The following is a 15,187-nucleotide window of genomic DNA, read 5'->3' as shown; positions in this document are numbered from 1 at the left end:
AGGCACACTTCCCCATTGCCGTGCTGGCCTGGCACTAGTCGAAAAGCGTATCTGTAATCTCTTTCGCAATGAATCGTGCGTGCAGGATCGGGCGTCGGGCTGGATCGATCGATACCGGAGGTACCCATGCGGGGCGGCCGTCCTTGAGCATCACAGTGTGCCAATCCGTATCGTCGATCAGGTGGTGGTGAGACCCGCATGCCAAAGTCAGATTATTGACATCAGTCGTGCCCTCATTCGCCCACGGAACGATATGGTGAGCGTCGCACCATCCCGGCGGAGTGTCACAACCGGGGAATGTACACCCTTGGTCTCTGCTGGAAATGATCGCCAATTGTTTTGAGGTGGCGAATCGTCTCTCGGTGGCGAGCTCCATGGTCTTCGTTTTTTCGCCCATGAGGTGGAAGAACACTGAGCCGTTCAGTCCTTCGTAGGAAGCTGTCTGCATCGGAAACGCCGCCTCGGAGTCGGTGACCGCGCGACCGGCCCCCTCCGCAAGGTCTTCAGCCTTTGCCGTGACCACGAGCGCGAAGGGTGAACCCGCCATCACTCGCTTCATTTCGATCCGGCCGATCATTGTGGCGAACCGTTCGTAGATTTTGTTCTTCACGCTCGGCTGGCGACCTGCCATCGCTACCAGGGAGCCATCTTCTCTCACGCCGTATCCGGGCGGCACATCCTGGTCACCTTCGGCACTCGCCTTCTTCGCATCATCCGACCCACCGTTGGGCTGAAGAACGACGCCAAGGTTCAAAGACGGGTCTACCGCGTCTGATCGTTCGCCCTGCAGGACTTGTCTAAATACGTCGACCACTTCCTGGTCGGCTGCTGAGGTGGAATCTGTGGCCAGCGCGCCTGCGCCTGTAGCTGTGTCTGTGACCTTTTCGCCGTCTTTCTCGTTAGTTGAAGTCTCTTTGTCCTCGGCCTTGATTCGCGAGGTAAGGTGCCCGCTCATGATGCCACCCGTCACGGGATCGAGGATTCCCCTGAGGACCCAGGTGCCATCTTTACGCTGGCGCAGGCTGACCGAGAGGTCATCACGTTTTGTGGCCTCATCCGGGAATTCGCCATCAGGGTCAAGCCATCCGAGGATCTCGTTGAATAGCTGCTGGATGTCCTTCACACGCACCGCCGGTGCCTTTTCGACCAGGATTCGTTCCGCTTTGAGCTGTTCGTCCTGACCAACTCGTAATGGAAGACCCTTCAAACATCCGATGATTGTGCTGGCTTGCGTCGATGACAGCGATCCATTGCGCAGTGCTTCGGATACCACGGGAAATTTGGAGCCCACCGGCTGCCCGCCGAAATTGACCTGGTCTCCAAGTTGTTCTGCCATGTCGGATCGCCGGTACGCCTCTCGCTCGGAGAGGTTGAGCCGATTCTGGACCAGCGCCTTCGTCGACTTCGCCCCATAGTCGCGGGGAGTGCCTGCCCGTTCGAAGACGGAAAGCGTCACGACCGAAAGCGATTCGACCAACCGATTGACCGTCTCCAGCCCGTCCACCACTGTTATCGCGTCGTCGGGACTCATCGGACGGTTGAGCGCCTGGAAGTCGTCGGCGAGAGACCGCAGTCCATTGATGCTGTTCACGACTTCGGGAGCGATGCGCGCAAGATTCGCCCACGCGTGCTCGTCAAGAAGAGGATGTTCCGAGGTGGGGCCACTGTCGGAGTCAGTGACGGCACCCCGTACAGAAGCGGAGCCGACCTCGCTCGAGCGTCCGGGACGGCACGAGGGCACTCCGCCATTCGATTCGGCGGCGGACTGGGCGTCCAGAGAAGCCGCCCAGTCTTCTTCGCTGCTATCCGAGGTGCCCTGGTCGGCGCTACGTTCGGCCTCGGCCTCCTCGACCTTCCTGCGCATCCACTCTTCTTTTTCAGCGTCCAGCTCTGCGGCACGACGCTTGAGTTCGGCCTTCGCATCCTGATCGTCAACGCTCGCGTCCCACAGACTTCGGCCACCCCACCGGGCTCTCCGCTCAGATTCTGTGGGCTCGTCGAGGCTTGTCGGCTCAATGTGTTCATCGAGCTCAGTAGGTTCACCGGCGCCTGCAGATTCCGTGGGTTCGGCATGTTCTGTAGGTTCCGCAGGATGCCCTGCATCGGCGAATTCGAATTCGCCTGGAGGCGGCGAAGCTACTTCATCGAAGCGATCTGCCAATGGATGACCATCCAGGTCGAAGCCGGCCTCGCGCAGGAGCTCTCGATAGGTAGGAGAATCTTCGCCTTCGTTGCCCTCTTCCTCACCTGCAGGGACAGCGGAAGAGGCAGGTTCGTTACGCCTGTTCTGCTTGACGCGCTTGCGGTCGGGGGTGAGGGTCATGGTCTCGGAATCCGTTCGTCAACTGCTCTGTTGTCCGCTTGATTCCAAGTTTACTCTCATCATAGGCGAGAAGTCCATAGTTTTGTTCTATTTCCTGTATCGTTCGGTAGGACTATTCGACGATATTCTATATTGATCTCCCCTGGAACTAGGCTAGGTCAGGTGAGGGCAAAGTCAGCCCAGGTGAGGACGCCAGCCACCCATCTCCTCAAATGACCGAGCAACCCAACCGCAACCTCGGCGACCTCGTGCCCTGAGGCGGACTCCCCCACGCTCGAGCAAATGCCGGAATGTGTCGTAAGCACGCATCCCGACCACGGATCTCTTCCCGAACATTTTTCCATTACGCAATCTTGCTTGCACATCGGACAGCTGTCGGGCGAAACTGTAAACATGCCCGCTTCCTCACCCCACAAGCCAAGGACCGCAATGTCAGAATCATGCTCCACGCCGCAGACCCAGCCGCAACCCACGCCACAGAACCCGCAGAGCCGGCAGAAGCTCGTCGCCGAGGTGGCAATCATCGGTGGAGGCGCCGGTGGCCTGGCCGCGTCGATCGCCTTGGCCCGCTCACTGCGCAGCGTCATCGTCATCGACGCCGGCTCCCCTCGCAACGCGCCGAGCGCTCACGCTCACAACGTCCTCGGCCATGAGGGCATCAACCCGCTTGAGCTCGTGGCCAAGGGACGTCGGGAAGCCGAAGCGTACGGAGTCCAGTTCGTCGACGGCTCAGTCATCAGTGCTCACAACAGTGCGCAGGCAACAGAGTCGCTGAACTTCGTCCTCGAGACGTCGGTGGCAACCACCATCGAGGCGAAGCGAATCATCATCGCAACCGGCCTCACCGACGTACTCCCGGACATCCCGGGACTGGCAGACGGGTGGGGCGAGACCGTCCTCCATTGCCCCTACTGCCACGGCTACGAGGTTCGCGGGCAGAACATCGGCATCATCGGCACTACTGCAATGTCCTACCACCAGGCGATGATGTTTTCCCAGCTCAGCGACCGCGTCACCTTCCTGCGCCACACGGCTCCAGCGCCGGACGAGGCACAGGGGAAAATGCTCGAGACGCTTGGCATTTCCTACGTCGACGCCACAGTCGAAGCAGTAGAACGCTCCGCGACCGCAACCGGCCTCACACAAGGTGGCACAGCAACCAGCCTCACGCTGCGCATCAACGGACCGGACATGACCTTTGATGCTCTGGCCGTGGGACCCTATTTCCGCGCGAACGGCGAAATCTTCGAGCAGCTCGGCGGCGTTGTCGTCGACCACCCGACCGGTTTGGGTTCGTCGATACCCGCCGAGGCGAATGGGGCAACCGACGTGCCCGGTGTCTGGGCGGTGGGGAACAGCACGGATATCGTGGCCATGGTGGTGGCGAGCGCGGCCAGCGGCGTCATGGTGGGTGCCCAGGTCAACGCCGAACTCATCATGAGCTCGGTGTCGCAGCTGGCAGTGTCGTAACGAGCGCCCACCGACGATGAATTCCGTGGCTCGGCGGGCGCCCGCCGACCGCCGCCTCAGCTCAGTGGCTGGCTTTCACGCAGAGGACGGGGCAGACGGCTTCGAGGATGACTCGTTGGATCGTCGATCCCAGGAGGAACTTCCCAACCGGGGTCCGCTTCCTGGTGCCGAGCACGATCAGCTGAGCACCCACCTCGGCGGCGGCATCGAGGATCTGCTCGGCGGGGTCGTACTCACTACCGCGCGTGAGCACCTGCCCCTGCACGCCCGAGCGCGAGAGATAGTCCTGGACCGACTTGATCTCACCCTCGCCGAGGCGGTAGGCATCGCTGCGATCGGCCGATCGGGAGGCATTGACGACGACGAGGTTCACGTCGTCCTTCTTCGCCTCGACGATGCCCCTGTCGAGAGCCGCATGACCTGCTGGATTGTTGACGTAACCGACGATGACGGTCATTTTTCACCTTCACTAGTTGAGACAGATTGAAGCGTAGTGCGACCCGCGTTCACGAGAGCTCTTCAGGGTTGCGGAACTTGGTGCTTGCGCCCTTGACCGATCGGTTCCAAAACCAGGTGATCGCCCAAAGGACGACGCCGATGCCGATCAACGCCACTGCGATCTGGTACTGGATGAGGTCGTCGAGGCGAGCCCACGGCCCCACGAGGAACAGGCAGGTGACGACGCCCAGCCATGGGAGGTAGGTGGGTGCGCGGAAGTGCTTGTGCTCGACTGTCTTCTTACGCAGCACGAGAACCGCGCAGTTGACGACCGCGAAGACTGCCAGAAGCAGCAACGACGTGGTGCCGCCCAGGGACGCGATCACACTCTCCGGCAGGAAGGTGGAGACGGCGATGATGAGAGCAAAGGCGATGAGGGTGGTGAAGACGATCGACACCCAGGGCGAACGGCGCCCCTTGAAAACCTTGGCGAACACCGGCGGCAGCACGTTCTGCTTCGACATCCCGTACAGCAGGCGACTGGCCATGAGCATGTTGATCAATGCCGTGTTTGCGACCGCAAACATGGTCAGGAACGGGAAGATCTCGTCGATCGGCAGGCCCGGAGCACCGGCTTCGAAGACTTCGAGCAACGGCGTCTTGCTCTCCTTGAGCACACCGATCGGTACGGCGGCGACGGCCACGATCGACACCAGCACGTAGATGATGCCGGTGATCGTCAGACCACTGAGCATGATCTTCGGGAAGACCTGTGGGTCCTTGGTCTCCTCGACCATGTTCACAGAGTCCTCGAATCCGACCATCGAGAAGAACGCCAGCGAGGTAGCCGCGGTGACCGCCAGGAAAATGCTCTTGTCGTCGGCGGTCTCGAAGATCATCACCCGTGAGAAGTCGGCGCTGCCCGAACCGAGGGCGAAGAACCCGACGAGGATGACCAACAGCAGGCCGGTGAGCTCGATCATGGTCAGGACCACGTTGAACCACACGCTCTCACTCACACCGCGGAGGTTGATCGCCGCGACAAGCGCGAGGAAGCCGACCGCTATCCACATCGTGGCTGTGGCAGGGAGGTCCCAGCCGAACCCGGCAGCCATGTTCTCCGCGAACACCGTCGACGCCGTCGATGCCGAGGTGATTCCGGAGCTGAGGACGGCGAAGGCGACGAGGAAGGTGACGAAGTGGACCCCGAAGGCCTTGTGCGTGTACAACGCGGCACCAGCGGCGTGCGGGTACTTGGTGACGAGCTCCATGTAGGAGAACGCCGTGATCGCGGCGATGCTGAAGGCGAGGATGACCGGCAGCCATCCGGCACCTCCCACCTGTCCGGCGACCTTGCCCGTCAGCGCATAGACGCCGGTGCCCAGGATGTCGCCGACAATGAAGAGGAGCAGAAGTTTGGGGCCCATGACCCGCTTGAGGGTCTCCGGCTGCTGCCCTGCCCCCGGACCATCCTTGGTGGTGTTACCGCTCTGACTCACGATGACTCCTCATTGCTCTATGCGATCGCATCCCCGCGATCACTCGTGTCTGTTGCGTACCACGTCGAGGAAAGCCGTCAGGAGCGCCTTCGCGTCTCGCCGACTGTCCTCGCCGCGTTCCTCTGCCTGATCCAACAGGGTATCTTTATCGAAACCCAATTGTTGCAGTTTTTTCGCATCCCAGTTGCGGATATTCTGCCCCGAAGCCTCGGGATGGAACTGTGTCCCCCAGGCATTGCCGATGCGAAACGCCTGGAATCGGCAGGCACTGCTGGTCGCAAGCAGGGTTGCTTCGGGCGGCAGATCGACGATCCGATCGACATGACTCTCGACGAAGGCCGCGCGTGTTCCGATGGCGGAGAACACCGGGTCCAGCGCAGCGTCCGCAGTCATGTCGATCCAGGTGTACCCCTTCTCCGGGGCCCCGGTGCGTGCCCGCACATCACCGCCGATGACATGGGCGATGAGCTGGCCGCCGAGGCAGATGCCGAACTGCGGCAGGCCCGTCTCCAGCGCCTGCCGTGACAGCCGCGCCTCGGCCTCGAGCCAGGGAGCACGATCGGTCTCATCGGGCATGTATCCGCCTCCGAGCATGATCAGCCCGTCGTAGCCATTCAGGGCGCTCGGCTCGGGAAGTCGGGACACACCGCCGATGCGCAGGTCGAACTCGACGTTCTCGCTGATCATCCACTGCGTGAGCATTCCCGGCTGGGATTCGATGTGGTTGACGATGACGAGCAGCCGAGTCATGCGTGCTCCCCCGCCGAGGCGTCCGCCTGCCCCACACCCGCCGAGGTGGCCGTCCCCGCCGACGTCCCAAGGAACTGCCTATACGCTTCCTCGTGTGCTTCGAGGACCCGCATCGCGTTGTCGAAGCCGAGCTTGCGCAGATCAGTGTCCGACCAGCCGCGACCGGCCAACTCCTCGAAGAGCGCAGGATACTGACCGGCGTCGCCGAGCCCCTGCGGCAGTTCATCGACACCGCAGATGTCCCCGCCGAGGCCGATGTGGTCGATTCCGATCCGCTCGCGGACGTAGTCGCAGTGGTCGGCGACATCGGCCACGGTCACCTCGGGGGCGGTGCCGTTCTCTCCGGCGTCGACCCATTCGCGACGTGCGTTCGAGACGAAGGAGGGCACGAAGGTCATCATCGCCACTCCCCCATTGCCAGGCACCCGATCGAGAACGTCGTCGGGGATGTTGCGCGGATGCGGGTTGAGCCCGAAGGCGCAGGAGTGGGTGAAGATCACGGGCAGCGTGGAGATGTCCAGAGACTGGTGCATGACGCTCGGCGCGACGTGTGAGAGATCGACGATCATGCCGATCCGGTTCATCTCCGCCACGACCTCGCGGCCGAAGGCACTGAGTCCATCGTGCTGCGGTTCATCCGTGGCCGAGTCGGCCCAGGAGTGCGTCGTCGACCAGGTCAGGGTCATGTACCGGGACCCGGCGCGCGCATAGGAGCGGAGCACGGCCAGTGATTCGTCGATCTGCTGTCCGCCTTCGACGCCCATCAGTGAGGCCACCTTTCCGGCGTCACGGGCGGCGACCACCTCGGCGGCGGTGCGGGCGAACTGGAGCCGCTCGGGGTAGGCGGTGACGACGCGCTGCACCGCGTCGATCTGTTCCCAGGTGGCCTTGATCGCCTCCGCCCCGGTGATCGAGGAGTGGACGTAGACCGACCAGTACTGCGCGGCAACGTGGCCTTCGCGCAGCTGATCCATCGTCGTGAAGGGTGAGACGCTGGGGTCGTTGAGCCCGGCAACGCTGTAGTCGCGCTCCTCCCGCAGGTACCAGGCCAGGTCGTTGTGTCCGTCGAAGACGTCGTATGTCATGAGTGTGCTCCTTCAGTTCGGATGATCGTCGGTGAGTTGGGTGGAAGTCTGTGGTCTCAGGTGTCGGATCACGCTCATCAGCCGATCCCCGACATCAGCTGCGCGCCCAACAATCCCAGGAAGGTGCCGGAGAAGGCTCCGATGAGTGCGAAGAGCACGCCCACCGGCACCAGCTGACGGTTGAAGGCACCCGCGACCACCGGCGCCGAGGCGATTCCCCCGATGTTCGCGGTGCTGGCCACAGCGATGCTGAACAGTTCGGTCTTCGTCAGCTTCGCATAGACGAGCATGATGACGATGTGGACGAGGAGCACGATCACACCGACGACCAGGTAGATCGGGGCTTCGGCCAGCGAGGTGAAGTCGGATCCGGAAGCGATGATGCCGATGATGAGGTAGAGCATGATGGTCGCGAGCTGGCTGGAGCCTGCGGTCCGCCCCCACCGCGTCGACCCGATGACCAGACCGAGGATGCTCACGATGAGGATCGTCCAAGCCGAGGCGTTGATCACCGTGCCCACTTCCGGCAGCATCTCGCCTGCTTTGGCAGCCAAGGCGGAGACGAGCAGGGCGAAACCCAGAAGACCGATGATCGACGACAGGGTCATCGGCTTCTCTTCCTCGTCGGTGACACGACCGACAAAATCGAACTTCGAGGTGTCTGCCTTCGTCCATCTGTTGAACTTATCGGAGACGGCGACCGAAGAGAAGATGAGGAGCAGCCAGAAGGAGTAGAGGACAGTGTCGACGATGAGCACGTAGCCGAAGACGTCCTCCGGTGCTTCGAGGATGTCCTGGACTGCGACCATGTTCGCCGAGCCGCCGGTCCAAGAGGCATTGAGCGCGCCGAGGGCCTTCCAGGATTCGGGGGCCAGTGCCGAGTGCACGATCAGGTAGGCGACGATGAAGCCGATCATGATGCTCGCTGCCGTCACCACGAAGGTCAGCAGCAGCTTCGGTCCGAGGCGGATGATCTGCCGGACATCGCATTTGAACAGCAGAAGCAGGATCATCGCCGGCAGCAGCGCGTCCTGCACCCCGTCGCCGACACCGTCGATGGCGTCGTGGTCAAACAGGCCGACGGTGTTGAGCAGGGCCGCCACGATGTAGAGGAAGACGAACCCGGGGACATACTTGAATACTTTGAATTTCCCGCTGCGGTCGGCGACGACGAGAACCGCCGATATCGCCAGCAGCAGGCTGATGAATAGAAAACCGTCCGTGATCACAAACGACACTCCTTCAGGTGGATTGGACCGCGTCGCGCTGCCCTCGGCCAATTCCTCGAGGTGCAGGCGCAGTGCGCGGTGAAGCCATGTGCGGTTGTCGATTGGATCCGATCCGGTGGGGACCCGGGCAATCTTGGTGGTCGAGGAGTCGACTCAGCTAGAGGTTGGGAGCTCTTGGTACTTCTTCGCCGCGTTGTTCACCGCGACGATGAGCGCCTTCTGGGAGGACCCGTGGTATCTGGCTGTGATCGACTCCGTGAGTCGACCGGTGTCCGTGATGTCTGCGTCGATGAACAGGCCCCTGATGAACTTCCTTGTCAGGGCCAACGTCGCCGAGCAGTCGACATCGAGGACTCGGTGTGTGTCCGCCTCGATCTCGAAGGCGATGTAGAACAGCCCGTACTGTGCCATGATCGGGTTGTTCGATGGCGCCTTCGCTTCACCGGTGAGGTAGATCGAGGAAGTCATAGGACATCAACAATACTCGAGGATCGGCGTGTGGCTGTGCGCGTTCTCGAGTCGATCGATGTCCGAGTACTCAGAGGAATCGGTGGATCACCTCCCCTGCTTCGCGCATGATGGGCATGACGTCGACGACCCGGTCTGTGCCGGGGTCCCAGTTCGCGAACACGGCGTAGGCGACCCGACGCGTCGGCGTCATCGCGATCCCGGCGTCGGCCCTGATCGTCCCGTTCGTGCCCGTCTTGTTCCAGACCCACACGTCGCGCTGGTAGTTGTAGTGGGCGAGAGGATCGAGATCGAACGCCGAGGCGACCATGGAGGTGTCCGCGCCGGCACCCAACCAGCGGCGGAAGATCTCGTTCGTCGACTCGTCCCAGAATTCGTCTTTCGCGTGCCGGGCCATGAAGTCACTGATCTCCGAAGCAGTGCCTGAGGACAAAGTACGCGGGGCTTTGGCCGGACGAGGCCAGCGCAGGAAGTCGTGCAGTCCCGAGTTCCGATACCCCAGATCCTCGACCTGGCGGGCGACGTTCTCGAGCCCGATGCGGCGGATGAGCACATTGGTCGCGAAGTTGTCGCTGAAGGCTCCGACGAGCACGGCCACGTCGTAGATGCTCAAGTCATCCTGTTCCATGAGGTACCAGATGCCGGATTCATCCACCCGCTCAGAGGGCCGCCGCGAGAGCCGCTCCTGCAGATTGAGGGTGCCGCGAACGTGCATCTGCAGAGCTGTATGCAGGAGGAAGACCTTGCCCATGCTGGCGGTGTCGAGCTCGTCGTCCTCGTTGTGCGCGAACACGCGTTCGCCGCTGTCGATGTCGTAGGCCAGGGCGCTGAAGCGCACTCCCGGCAGTCGATCGAAGTCCACCTCGCCCGTGTTCGAGGCGTCACCCGTGCTCGACACGTCGCTCTTGTTCATGTCCTCATTCATCGTAGGAAATCCTCTCCTTCTTCGACCGGTCCAAGCATCACAGCACGCTCACGCTCCATCCACACGCTCATGTCTCGTCCACCCACATCCGGGGCCTGCCCTGGGCAGGGGCCTCGAGCGTGACGGCCACCCCCAGCGGAGTGCTCGGCGCATCCGGGTCGTGGCCGAAGCCCATCTCACTCACGACCGGGATTCCTGCCTCGCCGAGGTAGTCCATGAACAGCTCCTCCACCTCAACGATCTCGGCGCAGTCCTGCCAGGACCCCAGCACCACAGCGTCCGCCGAGTCGAACCAACCGCCGCGGACCAGCTGCACGAGCAGGTTGTCGAGGCGGTAGAGCTCCTCGTCGACGTCTTCGAGCATGAGGATCGAGGGGCCGTATCGCGCGCGGGCCTCCCGCACCCCGGCTAACTCCGGACTTCCCATTCCGGCCGCAACCAGACTGAGATTTCCCCCGCCGAGGCGGCCCTTCGCCATTCCCGGCACCAGCGTCCGCGCCCGGCTGACTGGGTGTCGGGGCCTCGAGCCTGCCGCCACTGAGACCCCAGGTCCGACACTCACCCCAGTGCCTGCGATAGTTGCGTTCCCGTCCTGCGACATTGAGGAACTTTTGGTGTGATTTGGGGCCGCATTTTCGCACCAAAAGTTCCTATTCTCGGCCGTGGCAGCGCCGCCAGGAGGTGCCGCGGTCGCACCGGCCTGCGATTCGGCCGCGGGGAACCCGAGTTCGCGGCCGCCCCAGGGTTCGAACAGCCAGCTGGCGACCTCGGCGGGGACGACGGTTGAGTTCTTGAACGGGTCGTTGCCGACCATCGGGCAGAACAGCGTCGCCACTGACAGGTGATGGTCCCATGCCTGGTGCAGCGCCGTGATGTCCGAGGAGCCGGTGAGCAGCTTGGGACGCCCGTCCCGGCGCAGGGCGTGATCGCGCATGAGGCCGAAGTCGATTCCGTCGAGGAGGCGCATCGCCCCGAATCCGCCACGCAGTGCGATGACCGCCGAGGTGTCCGGATCGCACCAGGCGTCGACGAGGTCGGCCCGGCGCTGCTCGTCGGTTCCCGCCAGGTATTTCACCCGCGGGTGGCGAGCGCGAACGTGATCGCCGACCATCACGTGAAGTCCCCAGGACTCGAGCTGCGCGATCGCCCGCTGCAGGGACTCTTCGTCGGTGGGCCCCGAAGGCGCGATGAGGCGGACGGTGTCACCGGCCTGCAGCGGCGCGGTCTCGAGGTACGGGCTCGCTCCTGCGAACGCGCTCGCAGCACCCGAAGTGCATGGGGTGGGGCTATCCATTGTTGACCAGACTCTGACTTCCCAGTCGGGGAACTGCGGCGAGGAGTTCCTGCGTGTATGCGTGCTGCGGGTTGGCCAGCACGGTGTCGACGTCACCGTACTCGACGATCTCGCCCGTCTTCATTACGGCCACGGTGTCGGCGATGTTCCATGCCAAGCCGAGGTCGTGGGTGATGATGAGGGCACTCATGCCCAGATTCTTCTTCAGCGCGAGGAACAGGGACAGGATCTCTCCGCGCACCGAGGCGTCGAGGGAGGCGACGGGTTCGTCGGCGATGAGCACCTGCGGATCGAGTGCGAGGGCTCCGGCGATGACGACCCTCTGCCGCTGTCCGCCCGAGAGTTCCTGCGGGATCGACTCGAGGTAGTCGGCCGCGGGTGTCAGCTCGGCGGCTTCGAGCGCCCCGACGACTCGGGCGTATTCGTTGTCGGTGATCTTCTGCACCCGCAGGCCTTCGACCACTGCTTCGTAGACGCTGCGCTTCGGGTTGAGCGAACCCGAGGGGTCCTGCAGGATCATCTGGACCTGTCGACGGAAGGTCCGCAGTGCCTTCGCTTTCTTCGGCAGCGCCGTGCCCGCGAATTCCACCTGCGACCCCGGGTCGACCTGCTGCAGACCGAGCAGGGACCTGGCCAGTGTCGTCTTCCCCGACCCGGACTGGCCGACGACGGCGAGGATCTCCGCTTTGTGCAGCGCCAGGTCGACATCGCGGACGGCCCGTTCCCTCCCCTGCCGCGTATCGAAGGAGACACTGAGGTTCCTGGCTTCGAGGACCACCTCGGAGGTCTTGGTGTACGGCTCGGCCCGGCGCACCTCGGCGGGCTTGAGCGTTCGCGGATTCATCCGCGACTCAGCGTCCCCGATCTGCGGGAACGCACCCGCGAGCTGCTTCGTATAGTCCGCGACGGGCGCCAGGCAGACCTGGTCGCTGGGGCCGTATTCGACGAGCTTGCCGTGGCGCATGATCGCCAGGTTCTCGCACACGGCGGAGAGCACGGCGAGGTCGTGGCTGATCATGAGCAGCGAGATTCCGCGTTCGGCCACGAGCTTCGCCAGACCCACGAGAATCTGCTTCTGCACGATGACGTCGAGGGCGGTGGTCGGTTCGTCGGCGATGATGATGTCGGGCTCGCAGGCCAGGGCCATGGCGATCATGATCCGCTGCTTCTGCCCGCCGGAGAGCTCATGCGGGTACGACACGGCCTTGCTCTTATCGAGGTCGACCTCGTCGAGGAGTGCGAACATCCGATCCCGTCGTGTGGCCGGTGTCGTCCACGTGCCCTTCGCATGGTGTTCGAGGGCCTCGATGATCTGCCCGCCCACCTCGCGGACGGGGTTGAGCGAGTGCAGGGCGCCCTGGAACACGATCGAGGCCTGCGCCCACCGCACCGCCCGGATCTCACCGAAGCTGAGGTCCCTGATGTCCTTCCCGCCGAGGCGGACCTGCCCGTCGATTCTCGTGGACTTGGGCAGCAGGCGCAGTGCCGACATGATCAGCGTGGATTTGCCGGACCCCGATTCCCCCGCGATGCCCAATGTGGCGCCGGTGGGCAGGTTCAGGCTGATGTCGCTGACCGCGGTGACGTCGCCGCGGTTCGAGCTCGAGCGGTAGGTGATCGAGACGTTGTCGAAGCTGAGGTCGGTCATCAGCGGCTCCTCAGGGCTGGATTGATGATGGCCTCGAGCGCGCGCCCGACCATCGTGAATGCGAGCACCACGAGCACGATCGCGATGCCGGGAGTGAGCACGTACCACCAGTAGCCGGAGGTTGCGGCGGAGATGTCCATCGAGTTCTTGAGGATCGTTCCCCACGACTCCTTGCTCGTGTCCCCCAGCCCGAGGAATGACAAGGTGGATTCGGCGATGATCGCGCTGCCGACGGTCAGGGTCGTGTTCGCGAGCACCAACGGCATCACGGCAGGCAGCATGTGCCTGAACAGGATGTGCCGATGTCCGGCGCCGAGGATGCGCGCCCTTTCGATGTAGAGCCGAGACTCGACGCTCAAGGTCTGGGACCGCACGATCCGTGCCGTCGAGGCCCACGAGGTGAGTCCGATGGCGACGACGATCGTGAAGACTCCGCGCTCGAGGACCGAGGACAGGACGATCGCCAGCAGCAGGGAGGGCAGGACGATGAAGAAGTCGATGATGCGCATGACGACGGCACCGAAGAATCCGGAGAAGTGTCCGGCGGCCAATCCCATGACGGTGCCGATGACCATCGACATGACCGTGGCGGCGACGCCGACGAGGATGGATACGCGTGCTCCCCAGAGGATGCGGATCCAGAGCTCGCGGCCCAGGTCATCGGTGCCCAGCGGGTGGGCGAGGCTCGGCGGGGCGTAGCGCGGCACATCGAGCTGCTCCGTCACATCGAGCATCGAGGCGGGCGCGATCAGCGGAGCGAAGATCGCGATGAGGACGAAGAATATGAGCACGATCGCGCCGACCATCGCTGCGATGTCGGAGCGGAACAGGGACCAGTTCTTCTTGGCATTGTTCAGCCGGCGTTCGCGGACGAGCTTCGCGCCATCGATGACGGGAGGCTGCGTCGCCGAGGTGGTGCCTGGGTTCGGTTCCGAGGCGTTCGCCTCGGCGGTGGTGTCGTTCTCGCCCATCATGCCCTCCTGACTCGTGGATCCAGCCAGCGGTAGACGATGTCCGCCGCCAGGTTCATGACGATGATGATGGCTGAGAACACGACGAACGTGCCCTGCAGCAGCGGCAGATCCGGTCCGCTGATCGCTTCGAATGTCAGCTTGCCCAGACCCGGCCAGGAGAACACGGCCTCGACTGTGACGGCTCCGGTGATGAGACCGCCGATGTGCATGAACACGACCGTGATCGTGGGCAGCAGTGCGTTGGGCACCGCGTGCTTCTTTCGCACTTCGTCCTCGGTCAGGCCCTTGGCACGTGCGGTTGTCAGATAGTCCTCACTCATCTCTTCGATGAGGGAGGCGCGCATGACCATCAGGTACTGGGCGTAGACGACGGCGACCATCGTGATGACCGGCAGGATGAGGTGCTTGATCACGTCGATGATGCCGGCGAAGGACCACGGGTCGAGTCCCGGGGTGATCATCCCGCCTGTGGGCAGCCACTGCAGGGTGCCCCCGAAGATCATGAGCAGGATGAGGCCCAGCCAGAAGGTGGGCACCGACCAGAACACGAGCGAGGTCGAGGACGCCATCTTGTCGAAGAGCGAGTTGCGGCGCCAGGCCGAGAGCTGACCCAGCCACAGGCCCAGTCCGATCGCGAGGATGGCCGCGGTGGCGGTGAGCAGGAGCGTGGGCCCCAGATAGTCGACGATGAGATCGGAGACGGGTTTGCGGTAGACGTAGCTCTCACCCAGTTCGCCGGTAAAGATGCCGACCAGATAGTCCCAGAACTGGACGATGACCGGTTTGTCCAGACCGTATTGGCTGCGCAGCTCCGCGATCTGAGCCGGGCTCATGGGCCGTTCCTTGGCGATCTTGAGGACGGGGTCGCCCGGCAGCATGCGGAATGCGAAGAAGCCGAGGACCACGACGAGGATCATCGAGGTCAGGGCGCCGCCGAGTTTGCGCAGCAAGTAGCCCAGGAACGACCCGCCCTTCGGCGGTTCGTCCATGTCGCGGCCGGTGGACCCGCCCGAGCCGCCGGGGTCGGGACCACCGGGTGGGGTGGGGTGGTCATGGGTCGGTGTCGTCACTGGGGAACTCCTGG

Annotated in this window: 13 protein-coding genes; 1 reads left to right on the top strand and 12 read right to left on the bottom strand. The window is 63.3% G+C overall.

The features are described 5' to 3' along the window. Window positions 1–34: 34 nt before the first annotated feature. Window positions 35–2,323 carry an HNH endonuclease signature motif containing protein gene (locus tag BLT92_RS12680; RefSeq protein WP_092106063.1) on the bottom strand — a complete coding sequence of 763 codons (2,289 nt, stop codon included), beginning with the start codon at window positions 2,321–2,323 and terminating at the stop codon, window positions 35–37. Between the two features lie 429 nt (window positions 2,324–2,752). Between BLT92_RS12680 and BLT92_RS12675 the strand changes: the two genes are divergently transcribed. Beyond that, complete coding sequence (locus tag BLT92_RS12675; protein ID WP_092106062.1) at window positions 2,753–3,793, top strand: NAD(P)/FAD-dependent oxidoreductase; 1,041 nt, start codon at window positions 2,753–2,755, stop codon at window positions 3,791–3,793. Window positions 3,794–3,854: 61 nt separating this feature from the next. Here BLT92_RS12675 and BLT92_RS12670 read toward each other — a convergent pair whose 3' ends face one another. The 11 genes from BLT92_RS12670 to BLT92_RS12620 form a co-directional block, all read right to left on the bottom strand. Beyond that, on the bottom strand, window positions 3,855–4,250 hold the full coding sequence (locus BLT92_RS12670; RefSeq protein ID WP_092106060.1) for a universal stress protein: 396 nt from the start codon (window positions 4,248–4,250) through the stop codon (window positions 3,855–3,857). Window positions 4,251–4,299: 49 nt separating this feature from the next. Next, window positions 4,300–5,730, bottom strand: a complete 1,431-nt coding sequence (locus BLT92_RS12665) for an APC family permease (RefSeq protein ID WP_092106058.1) — start codon at window positions 5,728–5,730, stop codon at window positions 4,300–4,302. 39 nt (window positions 5,731–5,769) lie between these two features. Continuing rightward, the gene (locus BLT92_RS12660; protein WP_092106056.1) at window positions 5,770–6,480 is read right to left on the bottom strand and encodes a type 1 glutamine amidotransferase; all 711 of its coding nucleotides are present in this window, start codon (window positions 6,478–6,480) and stop codon (window positions 5,770–5,772) included. Continuing rightward, window positions 6,477–7,565 (bottom strand): dipeptidase, encoded by a 1,089-nt coding sequence (locus BLT92_RS12655; protein WP_092106054.1) that lies wholly within the window; start codon window positions 7,563–7,565, stop codon window positions 6,477–6,479. Before BLT92_RS12655 ends, BLT92_RS12660 begins: the two co-directional genes overlap by 4 nt. Before the next feature lie 77 nt (window positions 7,566–7,642). Beyond that, complete coding sequence (locus BLT92_RS12650; protein WP_092106052.1) at window positions 7,643–8,794, bottom strand: DUF819 family protein; 1,152 nt, start codon at window positions 8,792–8,794, stop codon at window positions 7,643–7,645. Window positions 8,795–8,947: 153 nt separating this feature from the next. Continuing rightward, window positions 8,948–9,262 carry a DUF3870 domain-containing protein gene (locus tag BLT92_RS12645; protein ID WP_092106050.1) on the bottom strand — a complete coding sequence of 105 codons (315 nt, stop codon included), beginning with the start codon at window positions 9,260–9,262 and terminating at the stop codon, window positions 8,948–8,950. Window positions 9,263–9,332: 70 nt separating this feature from the next. Continuing rightward, window positions 9,333–10,175: a serine hydrolase gene (locus BLT92_RS12640; protein WP_092109274.1), complete on the bottom strand. Its 843-nt coding sequence runs from the start codon at window positions 10,173–10,175 to the stop codon at window positions 9,333–9,335. Between the two features lie 79 nt (window positions 10,176–10,254). Then, window positions 10,255–11,481: a S66 peptidase family protein gene (locus BLT92_RS12635; RefSeq protein WP_092106048.1), complete on the bottom strand. Its 1,227-nt coding sequence runs from the start codon at window positions 11,479–11,481 to the stop codon at window positions 10,255–10,257. Next, window positions 11,474–13,129: an ATP-binding cassette domain-containing protein gene (locus tag BLT92_RS12630; protein WP_092106046.1), complete on the bottom strand. Its 1,656-nt coding sequence runs from the start codon at window positions 13,127–13,129 to the stop codon at window positions 11,474–11,476. The genes BLT92_RS12635 and BLT92_RS12630 overlap by 8 nt, the downstream gene beginning before the upstream one ends. After that, window positions 13,129–14,103 (bottom strand): ABC transporter permease, encoded by a 975-nt coding sequence (locus tag BLT92_RS12625; protein WP_231938807.1) that lies wholly within the window; start codon window positions 14,101–14,103, stop codon window positions 13,129–13,131. The genes BLT92_RS12630 and BLT92_RS12625 overlap by 1 nt, the downstream gene beginning before the upstream one ends. After that, window positions 14,100–15,173 carry an ABC transporter permease gene (locus BLT92_RS12620; protein ID WP_092106044.1) on the bottom strand — a complete coding sequence of 358 codons (1,074 nt, stop codon included), beginning with the start codon at window positions 15,171–15,173 and terminating at the stop codon, window positions 14,100–14,102. The genes BLT92_RS12625 and BLT92_RS12620 overlap by 4 nt, the downstream gene beginning before the upstream one ends. Window positions 15,174–15,187: the final 14 nt, after the last annotated feature.

The organism is Brevibacterium picturae (genome assembly GCF_900105045.1).
Lineage (GTDB): Bacteria > Actinomycetota > Actinomycetes > Actinomycetales > Brevibacteriaceae > Brevibacterium > Brevibacterium picturae.
The sequence above is the reverse complement of the archived record's forward strand: the minus strand, read 5'-3'. Positions and strand labels throughout refer to the sequence as shown.